At 41.1% G+C, this 21,076-nt stretch carries 16 protein-coding genes and 4 tRNA genes; 16 read left to right on the forward strand and 4 right to left on the reverse strand.

Going from position 1 to position 21,076, the window contains the following annotated elements:
• Positions 1-21 precede the first annotated feature (21 nt).
• Together pdxH and AX660_RS13690 are read left to right on the forward strand one after the other, a co-directional pair.
• Complete coding sequence (gene pdxH / locus AX660_RS13685; RefSeq protein WP_068377856.1) at positions 22-663, forward strand: pyridoxamine 5'-phosphate oxidase; 642 nt, start codon at positions 22-24, stop codon at positions 661-663.
• A gap of 35 nt (positions 664-698) precedes the next feature.
• Positions 699-1,469, forward strand: coding sequence for a TatD family hydrolase (locus tag AX660_RS13690; protein WP_068377858.1), 771 nt, complete (start codon positions 699-701; stop codon positions 1,467-1,469).
• Here AX660_RS13690 and AX660_RS13695 read toward each other — a convergent pair.
• Positions 1,466-2,089, reverse strand: a complete 624-nt coding sequence (locus tag AX660_RS13695) for an AhpA/YtjB family protein (RefSeq protein ID WP_068377860.1) — start codon at positions 2,087-2,089, stop codon at positions 1,466-1,468. The genes AX660_RS13690 and AX660_RS13695 overlap by 4 nt on opposite strands.
• A 320-nt stretch (positions 2,090-2,409) precedes the next feature.
• On the opposite strand from AX660_RS13695, the gene AX660_RS13700 reads away from it, so the two are divergent.
• From AX660_RS13700 to AX660_RS13715, 4 genes are read left to right on the forward strand one after another with little or no spacing between them, the layout of a single operon-like run.
• Positions 2,410-3,390 (forward strand): ABC transporter ATP-binding protein, encoded by a 981-nt coding sequence (locus tag AX660_RS13700; protein ID WP_068377861.1) that lies wholly within the window; start codon positions 2,410-2,412, stop codon positions 3,388-3,390.
• Complete coding sequence (locus AX660_RS13705; protein WP_068377863.1) at positions 3,387-4,121, forward strand: ABC transporter permease subunit; 735 nt, start codon at positions 3,387-3,389, stop codon at positions 4,119-4,121. Before AX660_RS13700 ends, AX660_RS13705 begins: the two co-directional genes overlap by 4 nt.
• 2 nt (positions 4,122-4,123) lie before the next feature.
• Positions 4,124-5,992, forward strand: a complete 1,869-nt coding sequence (locus AX660_RS13710; RefSeq protein ID WP_068377953.1) for a GldG family protein — start codon at positions 4,124-4,126, stop codon at positions 5,990-5,992.
• Entirely contained in the window at positions 5,989-7,017 is a 1,029-nt protein-coding gene (locus AX660_RS13715) for a DUF4340 domain-containing protein (RefSeq protein WP_068377865.1), read from the forward strand. Before AX660_RS13710 ends, AX660_RS13715 begins: the two co-directional genes overlap by 4 nt.
• Positions 7,018-7,076: 59 nt before the next feature.
• On the opposite strand, the gene AX660_RS13720 is transcribed toward AX660_RS13715, so the two are convergent.
• On the reverse strand, positions 7,077-7,625 hold the full coding sequence (locus tag AX660_RS13720) for a DUF1415 domain-containing protein (protein WP_068377867.1): 549 nt from the start codon (positions 7,623-7,625) through the stop codon (positions 7,077-7,079).
• A gap of 25 nt (positions 7,626-7,650) precedes the next feature.
• Entirely contained in the window at positions 7,651-8,505 is an 855-nt protein-coding gene (gene folD, locus AX660_RS13725) for a bifunctional methylenetetrahydrofolate dehydrogenase/methenyltetrahydrofolate cyclohydrolase FolD (protein ID WP_068377869.1), read from the reverse strand.
• Positions 8,506-8,906: 401 nt separating this feature from the next.
• On the opposite strand from folD, the gene AX660_RS13730 reads away from it, so the two are divergent.
• The 10 genes from AX660_RS13730 to AX660_RS13775 all read left to right on the forward strand — a co-directional run bounded on the left by AX660_RS13730 (position 8,907) and on the right by AX660_RS13775 (position 18,150).
• Positions 8,907-8,983 (forward strand) — tRNA-Pro (locus AX660_RS13730).
• Positions 8,984-9,011: 28 nt separating this feature from the next.
• A tRNA-Arg gene (locus tag AX660_RS13735) sits at positions 9,012-9,088 on the forward strand.
• A gap of 51 nt (positions 9,089-9,139) precedes the next feature.
• Positions 9,140-9,215 (forward strand) — tRNA-His (locus AX660_RS13740).
• A 3-nt stretch (positions 9,216-9,218) separates the two neighbouring features.
• Positions 9,219-9,303 (forward strand) — tRNA-Leu (locus AX660_RS13745).
• A 305-nt stretch (positions 9,304-9,608) separates the two neighbouring features.
• Complete coding sequence (gene tig, locus AX660_RS13750; protein ID WP_068377871.1) at positions 9,609-10,919, forward strand: trigger factor; 1,311 nt, start codon at positions 9,609-9,611, stop codon at positions 10,917-10,919.
• An 89-nt stretch (positions 10,920-11,008) separates the two neighbouring features.
• Positions 11,009-11,653 carry an ATP-dependent Clp endopeptidase proteolytic subunit ClpP gene (clpP, locus tag AX660_RS13755; RefSeq protein ID WP_068377873.1) on the forward strand — a complete coding sequence of 215 codons (645 nt, stop codon included), beginning with the start codon at positions 11,009-11,011 and terminating at the stop codon, positions 11,651-11,653.
• A 98-nt stretch (positions 11,654-11,751) separates the two neighbouring features.
• Positions 11,752-13,029: an ATP-dependent protease ATP-binding subunit ClpX gene (gene clpX / locus AX660_RS13760; RefSeq protein ID WP_068377875.1), complete on the forward strand. Its 1,278-nt coding sequence runs from the start codon at positions 11,752-11,754 to the stop codon at positions 13,027-13,029.
• 155 nt (positions 13,030-13,184) lie between these two features.
• Positions 13,185-15,551, forward strand: a complete 2,367-nt coding sequence (gene lon / locus AX660_RS13765; RefSeq protein ID WP_068377877.1) for an endopeptidase La — start codon at positions 13,185-13,187, stop codon at positions 15,549-15,551.
• 235 nt (positions 15,552-15,786) lie between these two features.
• Positions 15,787-16,059: a nucleoid-associated protein HU-beta gene (gene hupB / locus AX660_RS13770; protein WP_068377879.1), complete on the forward strand. Its 273-nt coding sequence runs from the start codon at positions 15,787-15,789 to the stop codon at positions 16,057-16,059.
• A 204-nt stretch (positions 16,060-16,263) separates the two neighbouring features.
• Entirely contained in the window at positions 16,264-18,150 is a 1,887-nt protein-coding gene (locus tag AX660_RS13775; protein WP_068377881.1) for a SurA N-terminal domain-containing protein, read from the forward strand.
• Between the two features lie 227 nt (positions 18,151-18,377).
• On the opposite strand, the gene prsT is transcribed toward AX660_RS13775, so the two are convergent.
• Positions 18,378-21,076: XrtA/PEP-CTERM system TPR-repeat protein PrsT (prsT, locus tag AX660_RS13780; RefSeq protein ID WP_068377883.1), on the reverse strand; the 2,699-nt coding region annotated here is incomplete at its 5' end.

Below are 21,076 nucleotides of genomic sequence, written 5' to 3' on the forward strand. Positions count from 1 at the left end.
ACGAGTCAAAGGGAGCAGGCAATGCAATCCATTAGTGATATCAGACGAGAATATAACAAGGCTGGTTTGGACACGGACAGTTTGACTGCTAATCCTTTAGATTTGTTTGATATCTGGTTGCAAAATGCAGTAGATGCCAAACTAGATGATCCTACAGCCATGACTGTGGCTACCGTTGATTCTAGTGGCCAGCCTTCTCAACGTATTGTTTTGCTCAAAGATGTTAATCAAGGGGGCTTTATTTTTTATACCAATTTAGGTAGTAAAAAGGCATCCGATCTCAAACAAAACAACAAAATATCCCTGCATTTTCCTTGGCACATGTTAGAGCGCCAAGTGAAAGTATGTGGCACAGCGCAACCATTGAGTGTGGCGGAAGTGACTAAGTACTTTTTTTCTCGCCCTAAACCGAGTCAAGTTGCTGCTTGGGTATCTCAACAAAGTCATCCAATTGCCACTAAACAACTGTTGATGTCGCAATTTCATGCGGCTAAACAGAAATTTTTGCAAGGTGAAGTCCCCTTTCCCAGTCTGTGGGGAGGTTACCGAGTTATACCCCATGAAATAGAATTTTGGCAAGGTGGCGAACATCGCATGCACGATAGATTTTTGTATAAGCTTGACCACAATCAGCAGTGGCAACATCAAAGATTAATGCCCTGATTGTTATCTAAGCTTGCATGTGAGAGTAACTGAACATGTTAATCGATAGCCATTGCCATTTGGATTTTGCTGACTTTGATGAGGATCGCCAGCAAGTTATCGAAAACTGTGCGCAATTGGGTATAGGTAAACTGGTGATACCGGGTACCCAAGCCAGTACTTGGTCAGGAATATTGCAGCTCAGCCAAGAGTATCAAGCTATTAAACCTGCCTTAGGTTTACATCCTTATTTTTTAGAGCATTTCAAGCCAGCCGATTTAGCCTTATTGATACAATTACTCAGTCAGTTTAGTGACAACATTGTTGCTGTAGGAGAAATTGGTTTAGATCACGTTATTGACATCGCGCCTGAGCTTCAAATGACTGTTCTTATACAACAACTGCAGATTGCTAACGATTTTAATTTACCTGTTATCTTGCATCACCGGCGCTCCCATAATGATTTAATCAAAACCCTCAAGCAGCAGCGTTTTAAGTGGGGCGGTATAGTGCATGCTTTTTCTGGCAGTTTACAGGAAGCGAATACCTATATAGAACTAGGTTTTAAATTGGGGGTAGGCGGTGTTATCACTTATCCTAGAGCGCACAAAACTCGTGAGGTGGTGAGGCTGCTGCCTTTAGATGCTTTAGTCTTGGAAACCGATTCGCCGGATATGCCGCCTATGGGTAAACAAGGTTTACGCAACAGTCCACAAAACCTCATTTTGATCCTCAATGAGTTAAGTCACTTGCGGCAAGAAAGTCCTGAGCAGATAATGGCTCAGTGTCGCTACAATGTCCTTAACACTCTTAGAAATATGCACTAGTCTTGCTCAAGATTGGGTGGGTTGCGGTATTGGCGGTAACGGAAGGTATAAAACGCACGGCAAATGATAAAACCAATAATCCCTGCTAAGACTAATAGTACTTCCAGTTGTTGTAGCAATTGTTGTTGATAATCAAAATGATATTGCATCACTTTGGTTTCATCTAACACTAAACGTAAATAGCCTACTATATCGTTTTCTTGGTTACGGATGTTTTGAATAAATACCAGCGGGATGCTCGGATCAACCTTATAACGCGCGATAATAGTGATGTTGGAATCCAGCTCATCAATCAATTGCCCCTTTTGATTATATAAAGCAACTGCGCTTACATAGGGATCACTGACCAAATAATGTAATTGCTGGGTAATGTTTTGTTTGTCTTGTGTGAGCATTGGCGAGACTAATGTTTGCGCCGCCAATTTACCTAAACTTCTGCCAAGTTGATTGGCTTGTTGCTTATACCAAGTTTCTGCCTGCTCAGTATGAACCAACCACAAATGCACACAAATAGTCACACCCAAAATCACTAAAACTAAGTTTAACAAACGCTTAATGATCGAAAAGTTACTCGGACGATCCAAGGGCTGAAGTGTTAAGGAGGTGTTTAATAGACTCATGCTCTGGACAATAATGTAATTCTGCAAAATTTCCAAGGCAAAAATCGGCAATTGTCAGTCTTGAGTATTTGTAACAAAGCATTTATTCCGGTGTTATTGCCTGAACCTTAATGGTTAATTTAGGTCGATATTCCGCTGCTTATTTCATTCACGCTAAGATGATGACAAAATCATCGTTGCTGATGAAGTAGGGATGGATCTTCATCTGTTTATCGTTCTAGATGAACTGTTAATTTTTGATATAAACCCATTAAAACATTGAAAACAGTCTGGCTAGCACTATATCTAGAGCCGTTGTTTTCGATCATTTTAGGATTGTTATGATCTCGGTAAAAAACTTATTTAAGTCATTTGGCAGTTTTAAGGCTGTAGATGACCTCAGCTTTGATATTAAACCTGGTGATGTGGTGGGGTTTTTAGGCCCAAACGGTGCTGGAAAATCTACTACCATGAAAATGCTCACCGGCTTTTTAGCGCCGACTCGTGGCGACATCCGCATTTTTGATTTGGACTTTAATTCTCAACCAAAAGCCATAAAAAAAATGATTGGTTATCTGCCAGAAGGGGCTCCGGCCTACGGGGATATGACGCCACTGCAATTTTTAAATTTTATTGCGCAAATTCGTGGTTATTCTGGCAGTGAAAAACAAACACGCATTCAGAGTGTGATCCAGCAAGTTGAACTACAAGAAGTACTGGATAAGCCTATTGATAATCTGTCTAAAGGTTTTAAACGTCGTGTAGGATTAGCACAGGCCTTAATTCACGATCCGCAAATTTTAATCTTAGATGAGCCAACTGATGGTCTGGATCCAAACCAAAAACATCAAGTACGTGCCTTAATTAAAAACCTAGCGAAAGATAAAATTGTCATTATCTCTACTCATATTCTCGAAGAGGTCAGCGCGGTGTGTAATCGTGTGATGATCATTGCCAAAGGTAAGTTATTGTTTAGTGGCACACCCGACGAGTTAAATCGTCAGTCCCGTTTTTATGGCGCAGTTACGTTGAGTTTTAGTTATAAAGCCGATATTTCTGAGCTGGCCGAACTTGAAGGAGTGGCTGAAATGGTTGTTGATCCGGATAACGGCAACGTCACCTTAATCCCTGAGCCAAACAAACATATTCTGCATTTAGTTACCGCCCACGTGCAACGTTGCAAATTACCGGTGGACAGCTTGTTTGTTGAACAAGGCAGATTAGATGATGTATTTAGAGAGATTACTCAAGCGGAAGCTCAGAAGGAGCAGGTTGATATTCACGAGGAGCAAATTGATACTCAGAAGGAAATAGCGCAATGAGTAATGTGATGATCTTATTAAAACGTGAATTTGCCAGTTTTTTTGCCACGCCAGTGGCCTATGTATTTATTGGTATATTCTTAATTTTATCCGCAGTATTTGCCTTTTTTATTGGTAGTTTGTATGAACGTGGACAAGCTGACTTGTTGCCATTTTTTAATTTTCACCCTTGGTTATATCTATTTTTAGTACCCGCCATGGCCATGCGCACTTGGTCAGAAGAGCGCAAAAGCGGCAGTATTGAATTACTCATGACCTTGCCCATCAGCACTTGGCAAGCCATGTTAGCTAAACATCTTGCCGCTTGGTTGGTATTGGGGTTGGCCTTGGTATTGACTTTTCCGCTGTGGATTACGGTCAACTATTTAGGTAATCCAGATAACGGCATCATTCTGGCGGCCTATCTTGGCAGTTGGTTTATGGCCGGAGCATTTTTAGCCATTGGTATTTGTATGTCAGCTATGACTAAAAATCAGGTAATTGCCTTTATTTTGTCGGTGGTAGTGTGCTTTTTGTTTGTGGTCAGTGGCAGCAATATTGTATTAGATGCCTTTAAAAACTGGGCACCAAGTTTAGTGATAGACACTATCGCATCTTTTAGTTTTCTCACTCATTTTGAAGCGATGGCTAAAGGTGTGATTGCCTTAAACGACCTAGGGTATTTTTTATTGGTTACCTTGAGTTGGCTGTTTGCAGGTTTACTTATTATTGAACAAAAGAAGGCAGATTAATGATGCAACACAAATTAACCACTTCTATTAGCCTAATATTAACCGCCGTGGTGTTTTTTGCCTTGGTATTACTTAACAACCAATTGTTATCACCACTGCGCTTGGATCTGACTGAAAATCAGGTGTATTCCTTATCTAAAGGTAGTAAACAGGTATTAGCCGACATTGATGAGCCGCTTAATCTGTACTTTTTCTTTTCAGACAAAGCCACAAAAAATATGACGGGTTTGCGTAATTACGCTAATCGTGTCGAGAGTTTGTTGACCGAATATCAAACTATCGCCAAGGGTAAACTCAATCTGCAGATCATTGATCCCCAGCCATTCTCTGAGCAAGAAGATCAAGCAAATCAATATGGTTTAACCGGCGCCACGATAGGAGCTGCAGGTGAAGCCGTATACATGGGGCTCGCAGCCACCAATGCTATTGGCGAGCAAAAGGTGATAGCGTTTTTTGATCCTAAACAAGAAAGCTTTTTGGAATACGAGATCAGTAAGTTAATCCATCAGCTGAGTAATACCAAGCCGGTTAAAGTTACTTTATTAAGCGACCTAAGTATTGCTGGTGGGCAAAATCCTATGACAGGTCAAGCTGATCCGGCTTGGACTTTTTACACCCAGTTACAGCAGCTTTATCAAGTTGAACTGCTGGGTAGTGATATCTCAGCCTTACCAGAGGATACGGATTTATTGGTCTTAGTACACCCTAAAGAATTAAACGAAACACTGCTATACGCTATTGATCAATATGCCATGCAGGGCGGGAAGCTCTTAGTTTTTGTTGATCCTCACAATGAATCAGATCCTTTGGCGATGATGGCGGGTGCAATGGGCGCTAATGGCTCATCTTTAGAGCGTTTATTTAGTGCATGGGGCCTGAGCTTCGACAGCGAACATGTCTTGCTCGATGCCATGGCGGGATTAGATATTCGCACCCAGGCGGGTGGTGTAACACGTCATTTTGGCTTTATTGGTCTAGGAGCAGAGCAACTTGATCGAGACGATATTACCACGACTAATTTAGAAGTAATCAATGGGGCATCCTTTGGTACCTTTAGCAAACTAGCTGGTGCCAGCACGCAGTGGATGCCTTTGATGCACTCCACCGTTAACGCTGATCTTATGCCAGTCGAAAGTTATGCCATGACTCGCGACCCTGATGAATTGGCGCGCAAATATCAAAGTAAAAATCGTCAGTATGCCTTGGCAGGACGTTTAATGGGTAAAGCTAAATCTGCTTTTGAAAGCGCCGCCGAAGGTGAAAATGAGGCTGATTTCAAATCCTCAACATCAGCATTAAATGTGCTGGTGGTAGGCGATACGGACTTATTAGCCGATCGTTTTTGGGTACAACAAGCCAACTTCTTTGGTCAGACGATTTTTACACCTTTTGCCAATAATGGGGATTTTGTCACTAACTCGGTAGAAAATCTCAGTGGCAGTGATGCCCTGATCAGTATTCGCAGCCGCGGTACTTTTGCTCGCCCGTTTATCAAAGTGGATGAATTGACGGTTATCGCTGAACAGAAATTCCGTGAACAAGAGCAAATATTGCAACAGCAACTTGATGAGACTGAACAACAACTTATTCAACTGCAAAACCAGCAAGGTGAGGGCGCTGCTTTAGCGGTGTCACCGGAGCAACAGCAAGCTATTGATGCTTTTGTACAGAAAAAAATTCAGATCCGTAAAGCCTTACGAGAAGTACGTCATCAATTAGATAAAGACATCGAGACGTTGGGTAGTTGGCTCAAATTTATTAACATTGCACTGGCACCGCTGGCTTTGGTTTTATTCTTGATGTTGTGCGGTGTATTGTTAAGAACCAAATCTAATCCTGCGCAGCGCGGTCTGACTAAGGAGGCCAAATGAATAAACAGTTAGGCCTGTTAGTACTGATTGCGTTGCTGGCGGTAGGCGGAGGAGTGTGGTTAAGTCATCAGTCCGAGTCGAAAAGCAGTGAAGTGCAACTTATGTTTGTTGATGGCAGTAAAAAAGCCAGTAAGATCACTGCAGTTAGTTTGCAAAACAGTCAAGGTAGTTTATTGCAAGCTGAGTTAATCGACGGTCAATGGATGGCTAAATTGGCTGAGTCTGGGGCGAGTTATCCGTTGGATAAAACCGCCTTGGCCGATTTTATTCAGAGCCTAGTGCAAGCTAAACTGCAAGAAGCTAAGACTGCAAAAAAAGAGAATTATCATCACTTAGGCGTTGAAGCCATTGACGATGTAGATAGCCTTGCGACGTTGGTGTCAATCACGAGCAGTGATGCCGCTAAACCATGGCAAATATTGATTGGTAATAAGGTTAATACTGGGCAGGGAAGTTATGTACGTATGCCACAAGTTTCCCAAAGCTGGAAAGTGGATCAAACGATCAACTTGCCGAGTAGCAAGTTTGATTGGTTGAAAAGACCGATATTATCCATCAGTAAAGACGACATCGAGTCTATCAGTCGCAGTGATAACAAAGGTTGGAGCATAGTTACAGATGACGAAGCCGAATTTAAACTTAAGGCTATGCCTAAAGGGCGAGAGTTACGTTATCCAGGCGTTGTCACTGCACTTGTCAGTAGCATACTTGAACTCGATTTTGAGCAACTATTAGCTTTGGATGATGCACAATGGCAAAAGGCTAAAGTCATCAGCAAGTTAACGCTAAAAACCAAGGCAGATGAGGTTATTCAGTTGAAGGTTGCAAGCTTGGATAACAGCTATTTTATCCAGTTTAGTTCAGAGCAACTTAATAACTATTGGTTAGATTGGACCTATCAAGTGAGCAGTTTTAACGCACAGCAGTTAACTAAATCCCTTGAAGACTTTTTAGCTGAACTGCCTAAAGCAAGTGATGCAAAAGCTAGAGCAGATGAAATTGAGGAAGGGGATTCGCCCTTGTAGTTGCAACTTCTACTTGGTAATAAGTATGAAAATTTAAAACGTTGCCAAGGCAACGTTTTTTATGCCATCAACTTTCTCAAAGCGACGACACCTAATTGCCTCGCTTTAGCCATATTACGCTCTGGGATGGATTCAGGATCCGGATAATGGTTTAACACTCTGCTCAAGCTAGCTTCACGCAAAATATGAATAATCGGGTAGGGTGAGCGGTTGGTATAGTTAGCGGGATCGTTTACATCTTCGCCGTCAAAACAATAATCGGGGTGAAAACTAGCCAATTGATAGATACCACGATAACCACCACTTTCAACTAAACTTGAGGCCAGTGATAGCCAATCTAAGTAGTCATCAAATTGCTGATAGTTCTGGGGATAAATGATTAAGGTAGTTTCAATATTAGGATCACCGTCAAGCAAGGCCAACTCGTCAATCAAATAGCTTAAAGAGTCAGCTTGTTGTTTATTAGAATCAAGGCAATAACGTATGGTTTGACGTTCAAATTCTTTTTTGGCAAAAGGGCAAAAGTTCAGACCAATTACGACCTTTTCGAGCCAGCTTTTTACTCGGCTTATCACTAGTTGCTCTGACTCATTTTGCACTTGCTGCACAGCTTAGCTATCTCTTATGACGCTGTTATGAATGATACTTAACGTAGGCTTCCAGCGTATTTTCAATCAAGCTGGCAACGGTCATCGGACCAACACCACCAGGTACAGGTGTTATCCATCCGGCAATTTGCTCGGCTTCTCTGAATTCTACATCACCACCTAAGCTACCGTCACTCTGGCGATTAATACCTACATCAATAACGATGGCGCCGGGTTTGATCCAGTTACCAGGAATAAAGGCGGCTTTACCCACAGCAACAACCAACAAGTCAGCGCGTTCAACATGAGCTTGCAGATCACGGGTAAATTTATGACAGCAGGTAACGGTACAACCGGCCAGTAACAACTCCATAAACATCGGACGACCAACGATATTTGAAGCGCCGACTACTACCGCATCTAAACCCTTAATCGGTCTTTTAGTTGACTCAATCAAGGTCATGATCCCTTTGGGCGTACAGGGCCTAAGCGCTGGGATACGCTGGGCTAGACGGCCAATATTATAAGGGTGGAAACCGTCCACATCTTTGTGGGGATGAATACGTTCGAGTATTTGTTCTTTATCTAAACCTGCAGGCAAAGGTAATTGCACTAGGATGCCATCAATTTCCGGATCATTATTGAGTTGGTCGATAATCGCGATTAATGCCTCTTGCGTCGTATTGCTTGGCAGATCAAAGGACTTTGATAAAAATCCAACCTCCTCACAGGCCTTACGTTTGTTGCTTACATATACATGGGAGGCTGCATCACTACCTACCAGCACTACGGCGAGTCCTGGCGGACGCTTACCTGCAGAAACGATAGCATTAACCTGAGATGCAACATTTTGGCGAAGGTGTTTGGCGATAAGAACGCCGTCAATTTTTTGGGCAGGCATAATAGATAACAGAATTGGCTTAATTATGCGGCTATTGTCACATAGGCTAATGTAATCAAGCAATTAACTTGCGTTAAAAAAGCCAAATGGCAGTGATTTTGAGTAGAATGTAAAAGCATAAGTAAAAACACATGATTTAACTAAAATTGGTTTTAGTCCCCAAAAAATGACCGATGGACTTATAACTACATCAAGCAATAACCTTGGTGTTTTTGTGTTCAGACCCTTGGGTTTTAACGCTATTTAGTCATGCTAACGTCCTGTTTTGAGTTAAATTTCAGCAATGTGAACTAAAATTGAACACTTGGTTTTTTTTTATAAAAAAATATTTGACGAGGTTAGGGCAACTGGGTAACATGCGCCCCCTCGAAACGAGAGAGAATAATAGTTTCGATTTAAGTCGGTGAGTAGCGCAGTTTGGTAGCGCACTTGGTTTGGGTCCAAGGGGTCGTAGGTTCAAATCCTATCTCACCGACCACTTCTCTCAATGTTGCTAGATTCGTCAAGCGTTCGTAGCTCAGCTGGATAGAGCAACGGCCTTCTAAGCCGTGGGTCGCAGGTTCGAGTCCTGCCGAGCGCGCCAAGCGATTCGGAAGGATTGATAAAGTTTTAGATATACTGCAGTAATATTGTGGTGGGCGTAGCTCAGTTGGTAGAGCCCCGGATTGTGATTCCGGTTGTCGTGGGTTCGAGCCCCATCGTCCACCCCACTCGCGGAAGTGGTGAAATTGGTAGACACGCTGGATTTAGGTTCCAGTGCTTCGCAGCGTGAGAGTTCGAGTCTCTCCTTCCGCACCATCTGTAAAAATACTTCGTTTTTGTTTTAGCATCCCCAAGCATTAATTTTGTAAATTCATTAGAACGAAATATAACATATCCCCATTTAGCGCGGATTTTTTAAACTTTCGGCTCGACTTGCAATAAACCTATCGCTATACTACTGCGTCTTTTTTATCTGGCAATTTTTTGTAAAACAGTTAGGTCCGCATTTGTTTTAGTGAGAGCGGCAATTTGATCTTATTGTTGCTGCTAATGTCCGCCGATAAAAACCCACATTGTTAATAACACATGAGCGCGAATAAGCGCCAAATTGAGGTAGAAGAATGCAAGTTTCCGTTGAGACGACTACAGGTTTAGAGCGCCGTCTTACTATCACCGTACCTGCTGTGTCTATTGATACTGCAGTAAAATCACGCCTGCAGCAGTTAGCTAAAACCCAACGTATTAATGGTTTCCGTCCAGGTAAAGTGCCTGTCAACGTGATTCAAAAACGTTATGGCCAGGCAGTACGCCAAGAAATCGCCGGTGAAGCAATGCAACGTGGTTTTTATCAAGCCATCACTCAAGAAAAAATCACCCCAGCGGGTGCACCAAATTTTGAGTTAAAAACCGATGTAATGGGTAAAGACCTTGAGTTTGTGGCTTCTTTTGAGGTTTATCCTGAAGTTGAAGTCAAAGATCTTAACAAGATTAAAGTCGATAAAGCAGTAGTTGAAATCACTGACAAAGATCTTGATAACATGATGGAAACTTTACGCAAGCAGCATGCTGGCTGGAAAGAAGTTAAACGTAAGTCTAAGAAAGATGACAAGTTAACCATGAACTTTGTTGGTACTATTGACGGTGTCGAATTTGACGGCGGTAAAGCTGAAGATTTCGTATTGGAAATGGGTAAAGATCGCATGATCCCTGGTTTTGAAAAACCTCTAGTTGGTGCAAAAGCTGGCGACGAAGTGATTGTTGATGTTACTTTCCCAGAAGATTACCACGCTGAAAAACTTAAAGGCAAAGCTGCACAATTCACGGTTAATGTGACTAAAGTTGAAGCTTTAGATTTACCTAAAGTTGACGCTGATTTTGCTAAATTATTTGGTATTGAAGATGGCAGTATTGAATCTTTGAATAATGAAGTACGTAAAAACATGCAACGCGAACTTGACCAAACACTTAAAGCGGCGGTTAAAGAGCAAGTCATTAATGGTTTGTTAGCTAACAATACTATCGACTTGCCAAAAGCCTTAGTTGATCAAGAAGTGAATGCTTTGCGTGAACAAGCGAAACAACGTTTTGCTCAGCAGCAAGGTGGCAAAGTTGAAAACTTGCCTGAACTACCAGCTGATTTGTTTACTGAAAATGCACGTAAGCGTGTAACTATTGGTTTGTTGTTAGGTGAAGTTATCAAAACTAATGAGTTGAAAGTTGATAACGCAAAAGTAGAAGCTTTGATTGAAACGGCTGCTTCTGCCTATGAAGATCCACAAGAAGTTGTGGAATACTACAAATCTAATAAAGAGTTAATGCAACAAATGCAAAATGTTGCCATGGAAGAACAAGCTGTTGAGCTCTTGTTAGCTCAGGCTAAAGTAAAAGAAGTGAAGAAAGCATTTGATGAGATCATGAACAAACAGGCTTAATTTGCCCATTGTTAATTGACTTGTCTAGTCTGCAACTGCTTAAATGCTCGGTATCCCCGAGCATTTTTATTTGTGAAGAATTCTAAAATATGATGATAACACCCGCTAGTCCCAGTAATGCCCTTGTCCCTATGGTAGTTGAGCAAACTGCTAAAGGTGAACGTTCGTACGATATCTATTCACGTTTATTAAAAGAAAACGTTATTTTTCTAGTTGGTCAAGTTGAAGATCACATGGCTAACCTGATTGTGGCGCAGTTATTGTTTCTAGAAGCTGAAAACCCTGAGAAAGATATCTTTTTATATATTAATTCTCCTGGTGGTTCTGTTACTGCTGGTATGGCGATTTACGACACCATGAATTTTATCAAGCCTGATGTGAGTACCGTATGTATTGGTCAAGCGGCAAGTATGGGGGCGTTTTTATTGTCTGCAGGCGCGAAAGGCAAACGTTATTGTTTACCTAACTCTCGTGTGATGATCCATCAACCATTAGGTGGTTTCCAAGGTCAAGCATCGGATTTTGAAATTCATGCTAAAGAAATCCTGTCTATCAAAGAGAAGATGAATCGCTTGATGGCTAAACATACTGGTCAGGATTACGAGAAAGTAGCCAAAGACACTGACCGTGACAATTTCTTGTCGGCTCAAGATGCCGTGGAATATGGTTTGGTCGATCAAGTATTATCAAGCCGTCCTGACAGCCAGCAGGCTGGTAAAAAGTCAGATAAGTAAATAGTATTCTTGATATCAATCTACAATTGAATCAGTCAATCATGCTGGAGTGTGATTAGTCAGTTGATAGTTTGTCTCAAAATAGGAAAAGACAACAAATGAGTGACAAAAAAAGCGGAACTGGTGATAGCAAACTTTTGTATTGTTCGTTTTGTGGTAAAAGCCAACATGAAGTCAGAAAGCTGATCGCAGGTCCTTCGGTATTTATTTGCGATGAATGTGTTGATCTATGCAACGACATTATCCGTGAAGAAATCAAAGAAATAGCGCCGAAGAAAAAGAAAGACCATTTACCGACACCAAAAGAAATTCATAAACACTTAGATGATTATGTTATCGGTCAAGAACACGCTAAAAAAGTGTTGGCCGTGGCGGTATACAACCATTACAAACGTTTGCGTAATGGTGATGTACATGAAGGTGTTGAGTTAGGTAAAAGTAACATATTGTTAATTGGCCCTACTGGTAGTGGTAAAACATTATTGGCCGAGACCTTAGCTCGTTTGCTTGATGTACCTTTCACTATGGCCGATGCCACCACCTTAACCGAAGCCGGTTATGTGGGTGAAGACGTTGAAAACATTATTCAGAAGCTATTACAAAAATGCGACTATGACGTTGAAAAAGCGCAGCGTGGCATAGTCTATATTGATGAAATCGACAAAATCTCTCGTAAGTCTGACAATCCGTCGATTACCCGCGATGTATCTGGTGAAGGTGTGCAACAAGCCCTGTTGAAGTTGATAGAAGGTACTATTGCGTCTGTCCCCCCTCAAGGTGGCCGTAAGCACCCCCAACAGGAGTTTTTACAGGTTGATACCTCTAAGATCTTATTTATCTGTGGTGGTGCGTTTGCGGGCTTAGATAAAGTGATTGCACAACGTGCCCACACAGGTACGGGTATTGGGTTTGGTTCTGAAATCAAAGATAGCAAAAACAAAGCACAAGAAGGCGAACTGTTCAAAAAGGTTGAGCCAGAAGACTTGGTTAAATATGGTTTGATCCCTGAATTTATCGGGCGTTTACCTGTATTGACCAGCTTAGAAGAACTGAGCGAAGACGCTTTAATTCAGATCTTAAAAGAGCCTAAAAACGCGCTAACTAAACAATACTCAGCTTTATTTGGTATGGAAAATACTGAATTGGAATTCAGAGACGATGCACTGCAAGCGATAGCTAAAAAGGCGATGAAACGCAAAACGGGTGCTCGTGGTCTGCGCTCTATTGTTGAAGCAGTATTGTTAGATACTATGTACGACTTACCTTCAATGACTAATGTCAGTAAAGTGGTCGTAGATGAAGCAGTTATTCGCGGTGAATCAAAACCTATTTTGATTTACGACAATAGTGCAGACAAAAAAGTCGCTTCAGAATAAGTAAATTAAAACGAATGTTCAAAGGTCCCATCTGGGACCTTTTTTATTATTTTACAATTAGTCTTGAATGTTTTAGGTTTTTTGTTTGAACTTTATCTGCCTATCCCCATATAGTCTGAATATTCCTGTAATTATTAATTAGGACGAGATCCAATATGACAAAAGCGCGAGAAGATCGCATAGAAATGCCGGTGCTAGCGTTACGCGATGTAGTAGTTTATCCCCATATGGTTATCCCCTTATTTGTCGGCCGGGAAAAGTCCATTCGTTGCCTTGAAGCGGCGATGGACAAAGATAAACAAATATTTTTAGTTGCACAAAAAGATGCGGGAGTAGATGAACCGAGCACCAAGGATATCTATACTTTTGGTACTATCGCCACCATTTTACAGTTACTTAAGTTACCTGACGGCACGGTTAAGGTACTGGTCGAAGGTAATCAACGTGGTGAAATAGATACCTTTACCTCGACCGAAGATTTTTTTGTGGCAGAGATCCTGAGTAAAGTAGACGAAGAGTTGGCAGAAAACGAACAAGAAGTATTAATTCGTTCAGCCATTGCTCAGTTTGAAGGTTATGTAAAACTCAATAAAAAAATTCCGCCAGAAGTACTGACTTCCTTAAATGGTATCGAACACGCCGCACGTTTGGCCGATACTATGGCGGCACACATGCCGCTGAAGCTGCTGGAAAAACAAAAAGTACTCGAAATGCTCGGCGTGTCTGAAAGGCTAGAATATTTGATGGCCTTGATGGAAAGCGAGATTGACTTGTTACAAGTCGAACGAAAAATCCGTACCCGCGTTAAAAAGCAAATGGAAAAGAGCCAACGTGAGTATTATCTCAATGAGCAGATGAAGGCGATTCAAAAAGAATTGGGTGAGCTAGATGATGCACCAGACGAATTTGAAACGTTAAGCCAAAAAATTAACGATGCAAAAATGCCAGAAGAAGCCAAGAAAAAGGCCACTACTGAGCTCAATAAGTTAAAAATGATGTCGCCAATGTCGGCTGAAGCAACGGTAGTCAGAAGTTATATCGACTGGTTAACTAACGTTCCTTGGTCCAAGCGCAGTGTGGTTAAAAAAGACTTAGCGCTAGCTGACGAAATACTTAATGCTGATCACTATGGTCTAGATAAGGTCAAAGAACGCATTATTGAATATTTGGCAGTACAACAACGAGTTAAAAAACTTAAAGGCCCTATTTTGTGTTTAGTTGGTCCTCCGGGGGTAGGTAAAACCTCACTGGGGCAGTCTATCGCTAAAGCGACAGGGCGTAAGTATGTGCGTATGGCATTGGGCGGCGTGCGTGATGAAGCTGAAATACGTGGCCACCGTCGTACTTATATCGGCTCAATGCCGGGTAAGATGATCCAAAATATGGCTAAGGTTGGGGTAAAAAACCCTTTATTTTTGCTCGATGAAATCGACAAAATGTCCTCCGATATGCGTGGTGACCCTGCATCTGCTTTGTTAGAGGTCTTAGACCCTGAGCAAAATAGTAGTTTTAGCGACCACTACCTCGAAGTGGATTACGACTTATCTGATGTGATGTTTGTGGCGACCTCAAACAGTATGGATATTCCAGGCCCTTTGCTTGATAGGATGGAAGTCATTCGTTTAGCCGGTTATACCGAAGATGAAAAACTCAACATTGCTAAAGGACATTTAATCGATAAACAAATTTCTCGCAATGGTTTGAAAGATTCTGAATTGATCATCGAAGAAAGTGCCATAGTCGGCATTATTCGCTATTACACGCGCGAGGCTGGAGTACGTAGCCTTGAACGTGAAATCTCCAAAATCTGTCGTAAGGCGGTGAAAAAGATTCTGTTGGATAAAACCATCAAACAAGTGGTGGTTAATCAAAATAATCTCAATCAATACTTGGGTGTTCAACGTTTTGACTATGGTAAGGCCGATAAAACCAACCAAGTGGGGCAAGTAACTGGCCTTGCATGGACTCAGGTTGGTGGTGATTTATTGACTATTGAGACTCAGTCAGTAGTAGGTAAGGGGAAAACCACCTTTACAGGCTCCTTGGGTGAGGTCATGCAGGAGTCGATTCAAACTGCTATGACAGTGGTGCGCAGTCGTGCCGACAAACTGCGGATTAACAGTGATTTTCATGAGAAACGTGATATTCACGTGCACGTACCAGAAGGCGCTACACCCAAAGATGGCCCTAGTGCTGGTATTGCCATGTGTACGGCCTTAGTGTCGACTCTGACAGGCAATCCGGTGCGTTGTGATGTAGCCATGACGGGTGAGATTACCCTGCGTGGTGAAGTCCTGGCTATCGGTGGCTTAAAAGAGAAATTATTAGCCGCTCATCGTGGGGGAATTAAGACGGTTATTATCCCCTATGAGAATGAACGTGATTTGGAAGAGATCCCAGACAACGTTAAAAAAGATATTTCGATCCATCCTGTGAGATGGATAGACGAGGTATTGTTGTTGGCTTTAGCGGAAAATCCGGAGAGATTTTCACCAGTTAGTAGCGAAGAGCTCAAAAAATAGCCATAAAACACGAATTTTTTTAACTTTTTTGAATTTAAGGGCTTCACTATGCAAAAAGTTATGGTAGCCTTTCTAACAGATTCGCTTTAGGCCTTGTCACAAAAGGGATGGAGACGATTCATAAAAAGTTAACGATTTGTAAATATATGCTTGAAGTTAGAATTCAAGCTTGCTATAACACTTCGGCATCGCATATCGCGAGCCAATAGTATAATAACAATTGAAGGGGTTCATTGTGAATAAGTCTCAACTTATCGATTCTATCGCTGCAAGTGCAGATATTTCTAAAGCCGCAGCAGGACGTGCACTAGATGCATTAACTGATGCAATTACATCAGCACTTAAAGACGGTGACCAAGTTGCATTAGTTGGTTTCGGAACTTTCGCTGTACGTGAGCGTGCTGCACGTAGTGGCCGTAACCCGCAAACTGGTGAGACTATCCAGATTTCTGCAGCTAAAGTGCCTTCGTTTAAAGCTGGTAAAGCACTTAAAGATGCTTGCAACTAAGCAACATTAATACTCTGAAAAGGCGATGATTTATCATCGCCTTTTGTTTATCTGCGGTTTGTTAGCATTTACTCCTTATTTTTACCTTTAGCGGGTAATCCCGTGTTAATAAATCTGCTTGGTTGATATATAATCCCGCGCGTTTACCACTGAGGTGGCTACTCAGCCTATCAATAACAACTCATTTGGAGTTTGGAATCTATTATGTTGGAAAGAATCAGAGAAGGATCGCAGGGCACTTGGGCCAGTGTGATCTTAGGACTAGTAATCTTAAGTTTTGTCTTTGCCGGGGTTGGCAGCTATATCAATTCGTCAATTAATGCTGCTGCCGCCACCGTTAATGGTCAAGACATCAGTAGAGATGCACTGGAAAAGGCCTACCAAAACGAACGTGCTCGTATGGAATCACAGTATGGTGAAGCCTTTTCAGCCTTAGCGGGTGATGCTGCGTATTTGCAAGAATTTAGAAAAGGCGTACTTGATCGTCTAATTAGCGAGAAACTCATTGATCAGGCAGCCTTAGAGCTTGGTTTACGTGTAAGCGATGCGCAAATTAAACAAGCCATAGTGCAAATGCAAGAATTTCAGATTGATGGCAAGTTCGATAATGATCGCTATTTGGTGGTATTACGTTCTGCTGGATTTCAGCCTAATGGTTTCAGAGATTACATGCGCACTGATATGACCCGTAGACAATTGTCTAAGGCCTTAATCGCCACTGAATTTGCATTAGACAGCGAAGTTCAAACTGCGTATCAATTACAAGCTCAAACGCGAGACGCTCGTTATTTGACTATTAATGCCTCAGCATTCAGTGAACAGGTCACTGTCTCTGAAGAACAAATTCAAGCCTATTACAGTGCTAATATCAGTCGTTTTGATACTGAGCAAAAGGTCAGTGTGGCTTATGTTGAATTAGGGTTGGAAGACCTATTGCCCGCTATCGAAGTTTCTGAGCAAGAATTACGTGATGCTTACGAAAGCGCTATCGGTGATTATAAAACCGAAGAACAACGCCGGGTTTCTCATATCCTTATTGAGTTTGGTACGGATGAAGCAAGTGCCAAGCAACAAGCCGACGAAGTATTAGCTAAATTAGATAACGGAAGTGACTTTGCTGCATTAGCTAAAGAGTTTTCGGCGGATACCTTTAGTGCGGAAAAAGGCGGTGACATCGATTGGTTTAGTAAAGGTATGATGGATCCTGCGTTTGAAGAATCGGCATATGCTTTAGCGGCCATTGGTGATACCAGCCAGGTAGTTAAGAGCGATTTTGGTTTCCACATTATTAAACTGACTGATATCAAACCAGAACAGATTATCTCATTTGAAGAAGTACAAACTGAGATTGCTACGCAGGTCAAAACTCATAAAGCGGAAGAAAATTTGTATGCTTTGCAACAACGTATGGCGGAAGTCGCATTTGAGATCCCTGATCATTTAGAAGAAGTCGCGGCTATTGCTAACAAACCTATCATGACTTCAGAATTATTCAGCAGAACTTCTGCTCCCCAAGCTTTGTCTGCTGCCAAAGTACTTAATGCTGCCTTCGATGCTGAATTGATTGAACAAGGTGTTAATAGTCAAGTTCTTGAGTTGGGTGACAACCACCTAATGGTATTAAGAGTTATCAATAATGAGCCAGAACGAACCAAAGAGCTGACTGAAGTTAGTGCTGAAATTAAACAACAATTATTAACAGAAGCATCGCAAAATGCCGCTAGAGATTGGGCGCAAGGTATATTGACAAGTGTTAAAGCAAATGAAGACATCACTCCAGCTTTACAAGCCCAAGGGGTAGAGTGGCAAGAAAAGCAAGCGGTAACCCGTATTGATGGTTCAATGGGGCAGAACATTGTGACTGAATTATTCAAATTAGCGGAAAACCCAGAGCACAATACTAGTGTGATTGATATGTTGACTGGCGATATCGCTTTGGTGCAATTAGTTAAAGTTAACCCTGCTGTACCAGCAGAATCTGCTCAATTAGATACGATCCAAAGTCGTCTTGCTTCAAGCAAAGCGCAGTTACTTTATAGTGAATTACTTGATTCTTTGAAAGCTAACGCAGATATAGAAATATTTAAATAGCGCTATTCAGTTATAAAGAAGGCTTAAAGATAAATGCCAGTCAGTTAAACTGACTGGCATTTTTTTATCTGGCTGTTTTGTTGTGTAGTGAATAATAGGGTTTTGCTACTTATCCTCAGGCCTAGCCATAGATTTTTGTCAATGCGTCCCGTTCTAAAATGCGTTGACGGTTTTAATTCTGTATTATTATTGTTATCAAATAACACACTAGCTTTATTATTCAAATGTTAAATGCTGGACAATAGCTGCTCGGCATCTTTTCGTTCGCTGAATTCAGCTTGAGACGCTAACGTTTTCTTCAATTCTTCTTTTGCTTCGGTCGTTCGACCTAATTTTTGTAGCGTAAAGGCAATATGATAACGAATGGATAAATCATTTGAGCTGATAGCATGTGCTTGACGTAATGAAACTAACCCATCTTCAAAACGCCCAAGTTTAACTAGGATCCAACCATGGGTATCAAGTACTGCGGGCACGGTATTTGCGCTTTCTAGAGCTCTTTTGGCATAACCAAGAGCTGTTGGAAGATCATCTTGCACATAAATATTAGCGAGATTATTTAATATAGAATAATCTTTACTAATTTTATCTTGTTCAATAAGTTTAAGATAATGGGGTTTAGCTTCCTGCCATCTATTTTGATTCATCAAATGATCAGCAAATAATTTACGACGCCAGTTATTTTCCGGCTGTTCATCAAGCAAACTCTTCAGTAGAACCGAAAACTCCTGCTCTTTTATGCCACGTCTGGCTAATTCGTATAATCGAATAAGGGGTAACTGATAGTCATTTTGTAGATTGATAGCAATGACGTAGTGCTCATAAGCCTTTATATAACTTTCTCTAGCCAACTCAATATCACCTTTTAGCAAGGAGATATTTGGGTTTTTGCCATATTGCTTCTCCATACTATCAGCCACATTTTGGGCAATTTGTGTTTCATTTAATTGCAGATTCAATCTTGCATATTCAAGATTTAGCAGCAAATGTTTAGGCAGGTAGCTAAGCGCTTTTAAGAGTGTATTATTGGCACCTTCAAAATCATCTACACTCTGTTGCATTGAACTTAGGCGAAACAGTTTTTCAGGGCTGTCTAGCCATAGATTGTATAACTTTGTGAGTTGTAACTTAGCTTCATCCACATCTCTATTAGCGATGAGTACTTCAGCTCGTTTTATTGAAAACTCTGGTTCAAATGGGAATTCTTTACTTAATTTATTCACGAGTCGCAATGCGACGTCTGTTTGTTGGTTTTTTAAATACAGATTTAATAACAATAATTGAGCTTTGCTATTACGTGGTTCAAGTGTTGTGAGGCGTTCGAGTCGGCTAATGGCTGGTAATAAATTATTGTCTTCTGATTCAACTAGGGCCAGTTGGAACTGCGCTGCGTTATGGCTGGGCTGTTCTTCTACAAGTTGGTTTAGTAAAGTTCGTGCTTGAGTAAACTGACCGGTATTTTTTAAGATCATTGCCTGATTAAAACGCCCAGCAAAGTGGCTAGGGGATATTGCGAGTACATTATCAATTGCTATTTGTGCCTCTTCACTTCGACCTAATCTTAGTAAAGCAGCAGCATTGAGGTTCCAATAATCTACATTACGATCATCAGCCTTTATGAGTAGCGCTGAGGCTTTAAGTGCTTGTTCAAATTGACCGTTTTGGATATAGAGAAAACCTCTAGCCAATAGTAGTGATGGGTTTTGCGAATTTTTTGTACTGCTGTGTTCGATTAGTTTTATGGCTTCTGGCATTTTACCTCTGGCAATTAGTGCTTTAGAAGACATTAAAATAACTTTAATTTCATCCGGATAGTGTTCTCTCAATTTAGATAACCAATAATCGGCTTTAAAATCTTTACCATTTTTCAAATATAAATCGGCTAGTTTTAAGGCAACTTGTAATTTATCAATGAGCTTGTCTTCTACACGCTCCAAGATGTGCATTGCTGCGTCATTTTGTCCCATCGAGATATAGATTTCTGCCAACATGGCAGTGGCATTGATATCATGACGGTTTTTATTGACGTATTTAGCTAATGTTAATCGTGCTTGTTCAAAATTACCTTGCACATATTCCGTCATCCCTTTAACAAACAATAAAGAGTCCTGTTGTTCATAAGTAGCATCAGTAACTAAGGTTAACTTACTACTTAGATCATCTAATATATTGTTGGCCAATTCACCTTGTTCGTTTTTAGATAATATCCAGCTACTTAATAACATGGCAAAGGGGTCATCAGGGGTTTGTTTAATAATGCTGTCAGCGACTATTTTAGCTTCTGTTAACTGTTCAGTAGAAATGAGTGCGTATGCCAACGAACGCCTAGCCACTGGATCGTCAGCCTCTATTTTTAAGGCAGTGCGATAGAAGTCGATAGCTTGTTGAAGGTTGCCATTGGCTTCAGCAATCTTTCCTTTTAAGTGCCAAGTTCTATGGTCGCCAGGAGCTATTTTGAGGGATTTATCGGCTTGTTTTTCAGCGTTGTCTAATTTGTTTTCACTTAAATCGAGAAATGCCAGACTGTTGATGGCTCTTGTATTTTCAGGATACAGTTTAATTGCGGTATTATATTCAGAACGGGCTAATTCTGGTTTTCCAAGGTTACTGTAGGCACTGGCTGACAGCATTTTCCACTCAAAATTAGTTTCATTGGTGAGTTTATAACCTTTCCCTAAATCGAGCACATCTTGATATTGTGAATTAAAAGTCAATACATTACCCAATGGTAACAACACTAGATTAATGTCAATTTTGAATTCAATGGCTTCGCGAAACTCTTTAATAGCTTCTTCATAATAACCATTGCGTGTTAATAACTGACCTTTTAATAGTTTGGCGGGAAGATTTTTAGGGTTAGCCTGTAAGGCATTTTTCAGGTAGATATAAGCTGCGTCGAACTCTTGTTGTTGATAAGACTGTAATG

This window comes from Paraglaciecola hydrolytica (genome assembly GCF_001565895.1).
Classification (GTDB): Bacteria; Pseudomonadota; Gammaproteobacteria; order Enterobacterales; family Alteromonadaceae; genus Paraglaciecola; species Paraglaciecola hydrolytica.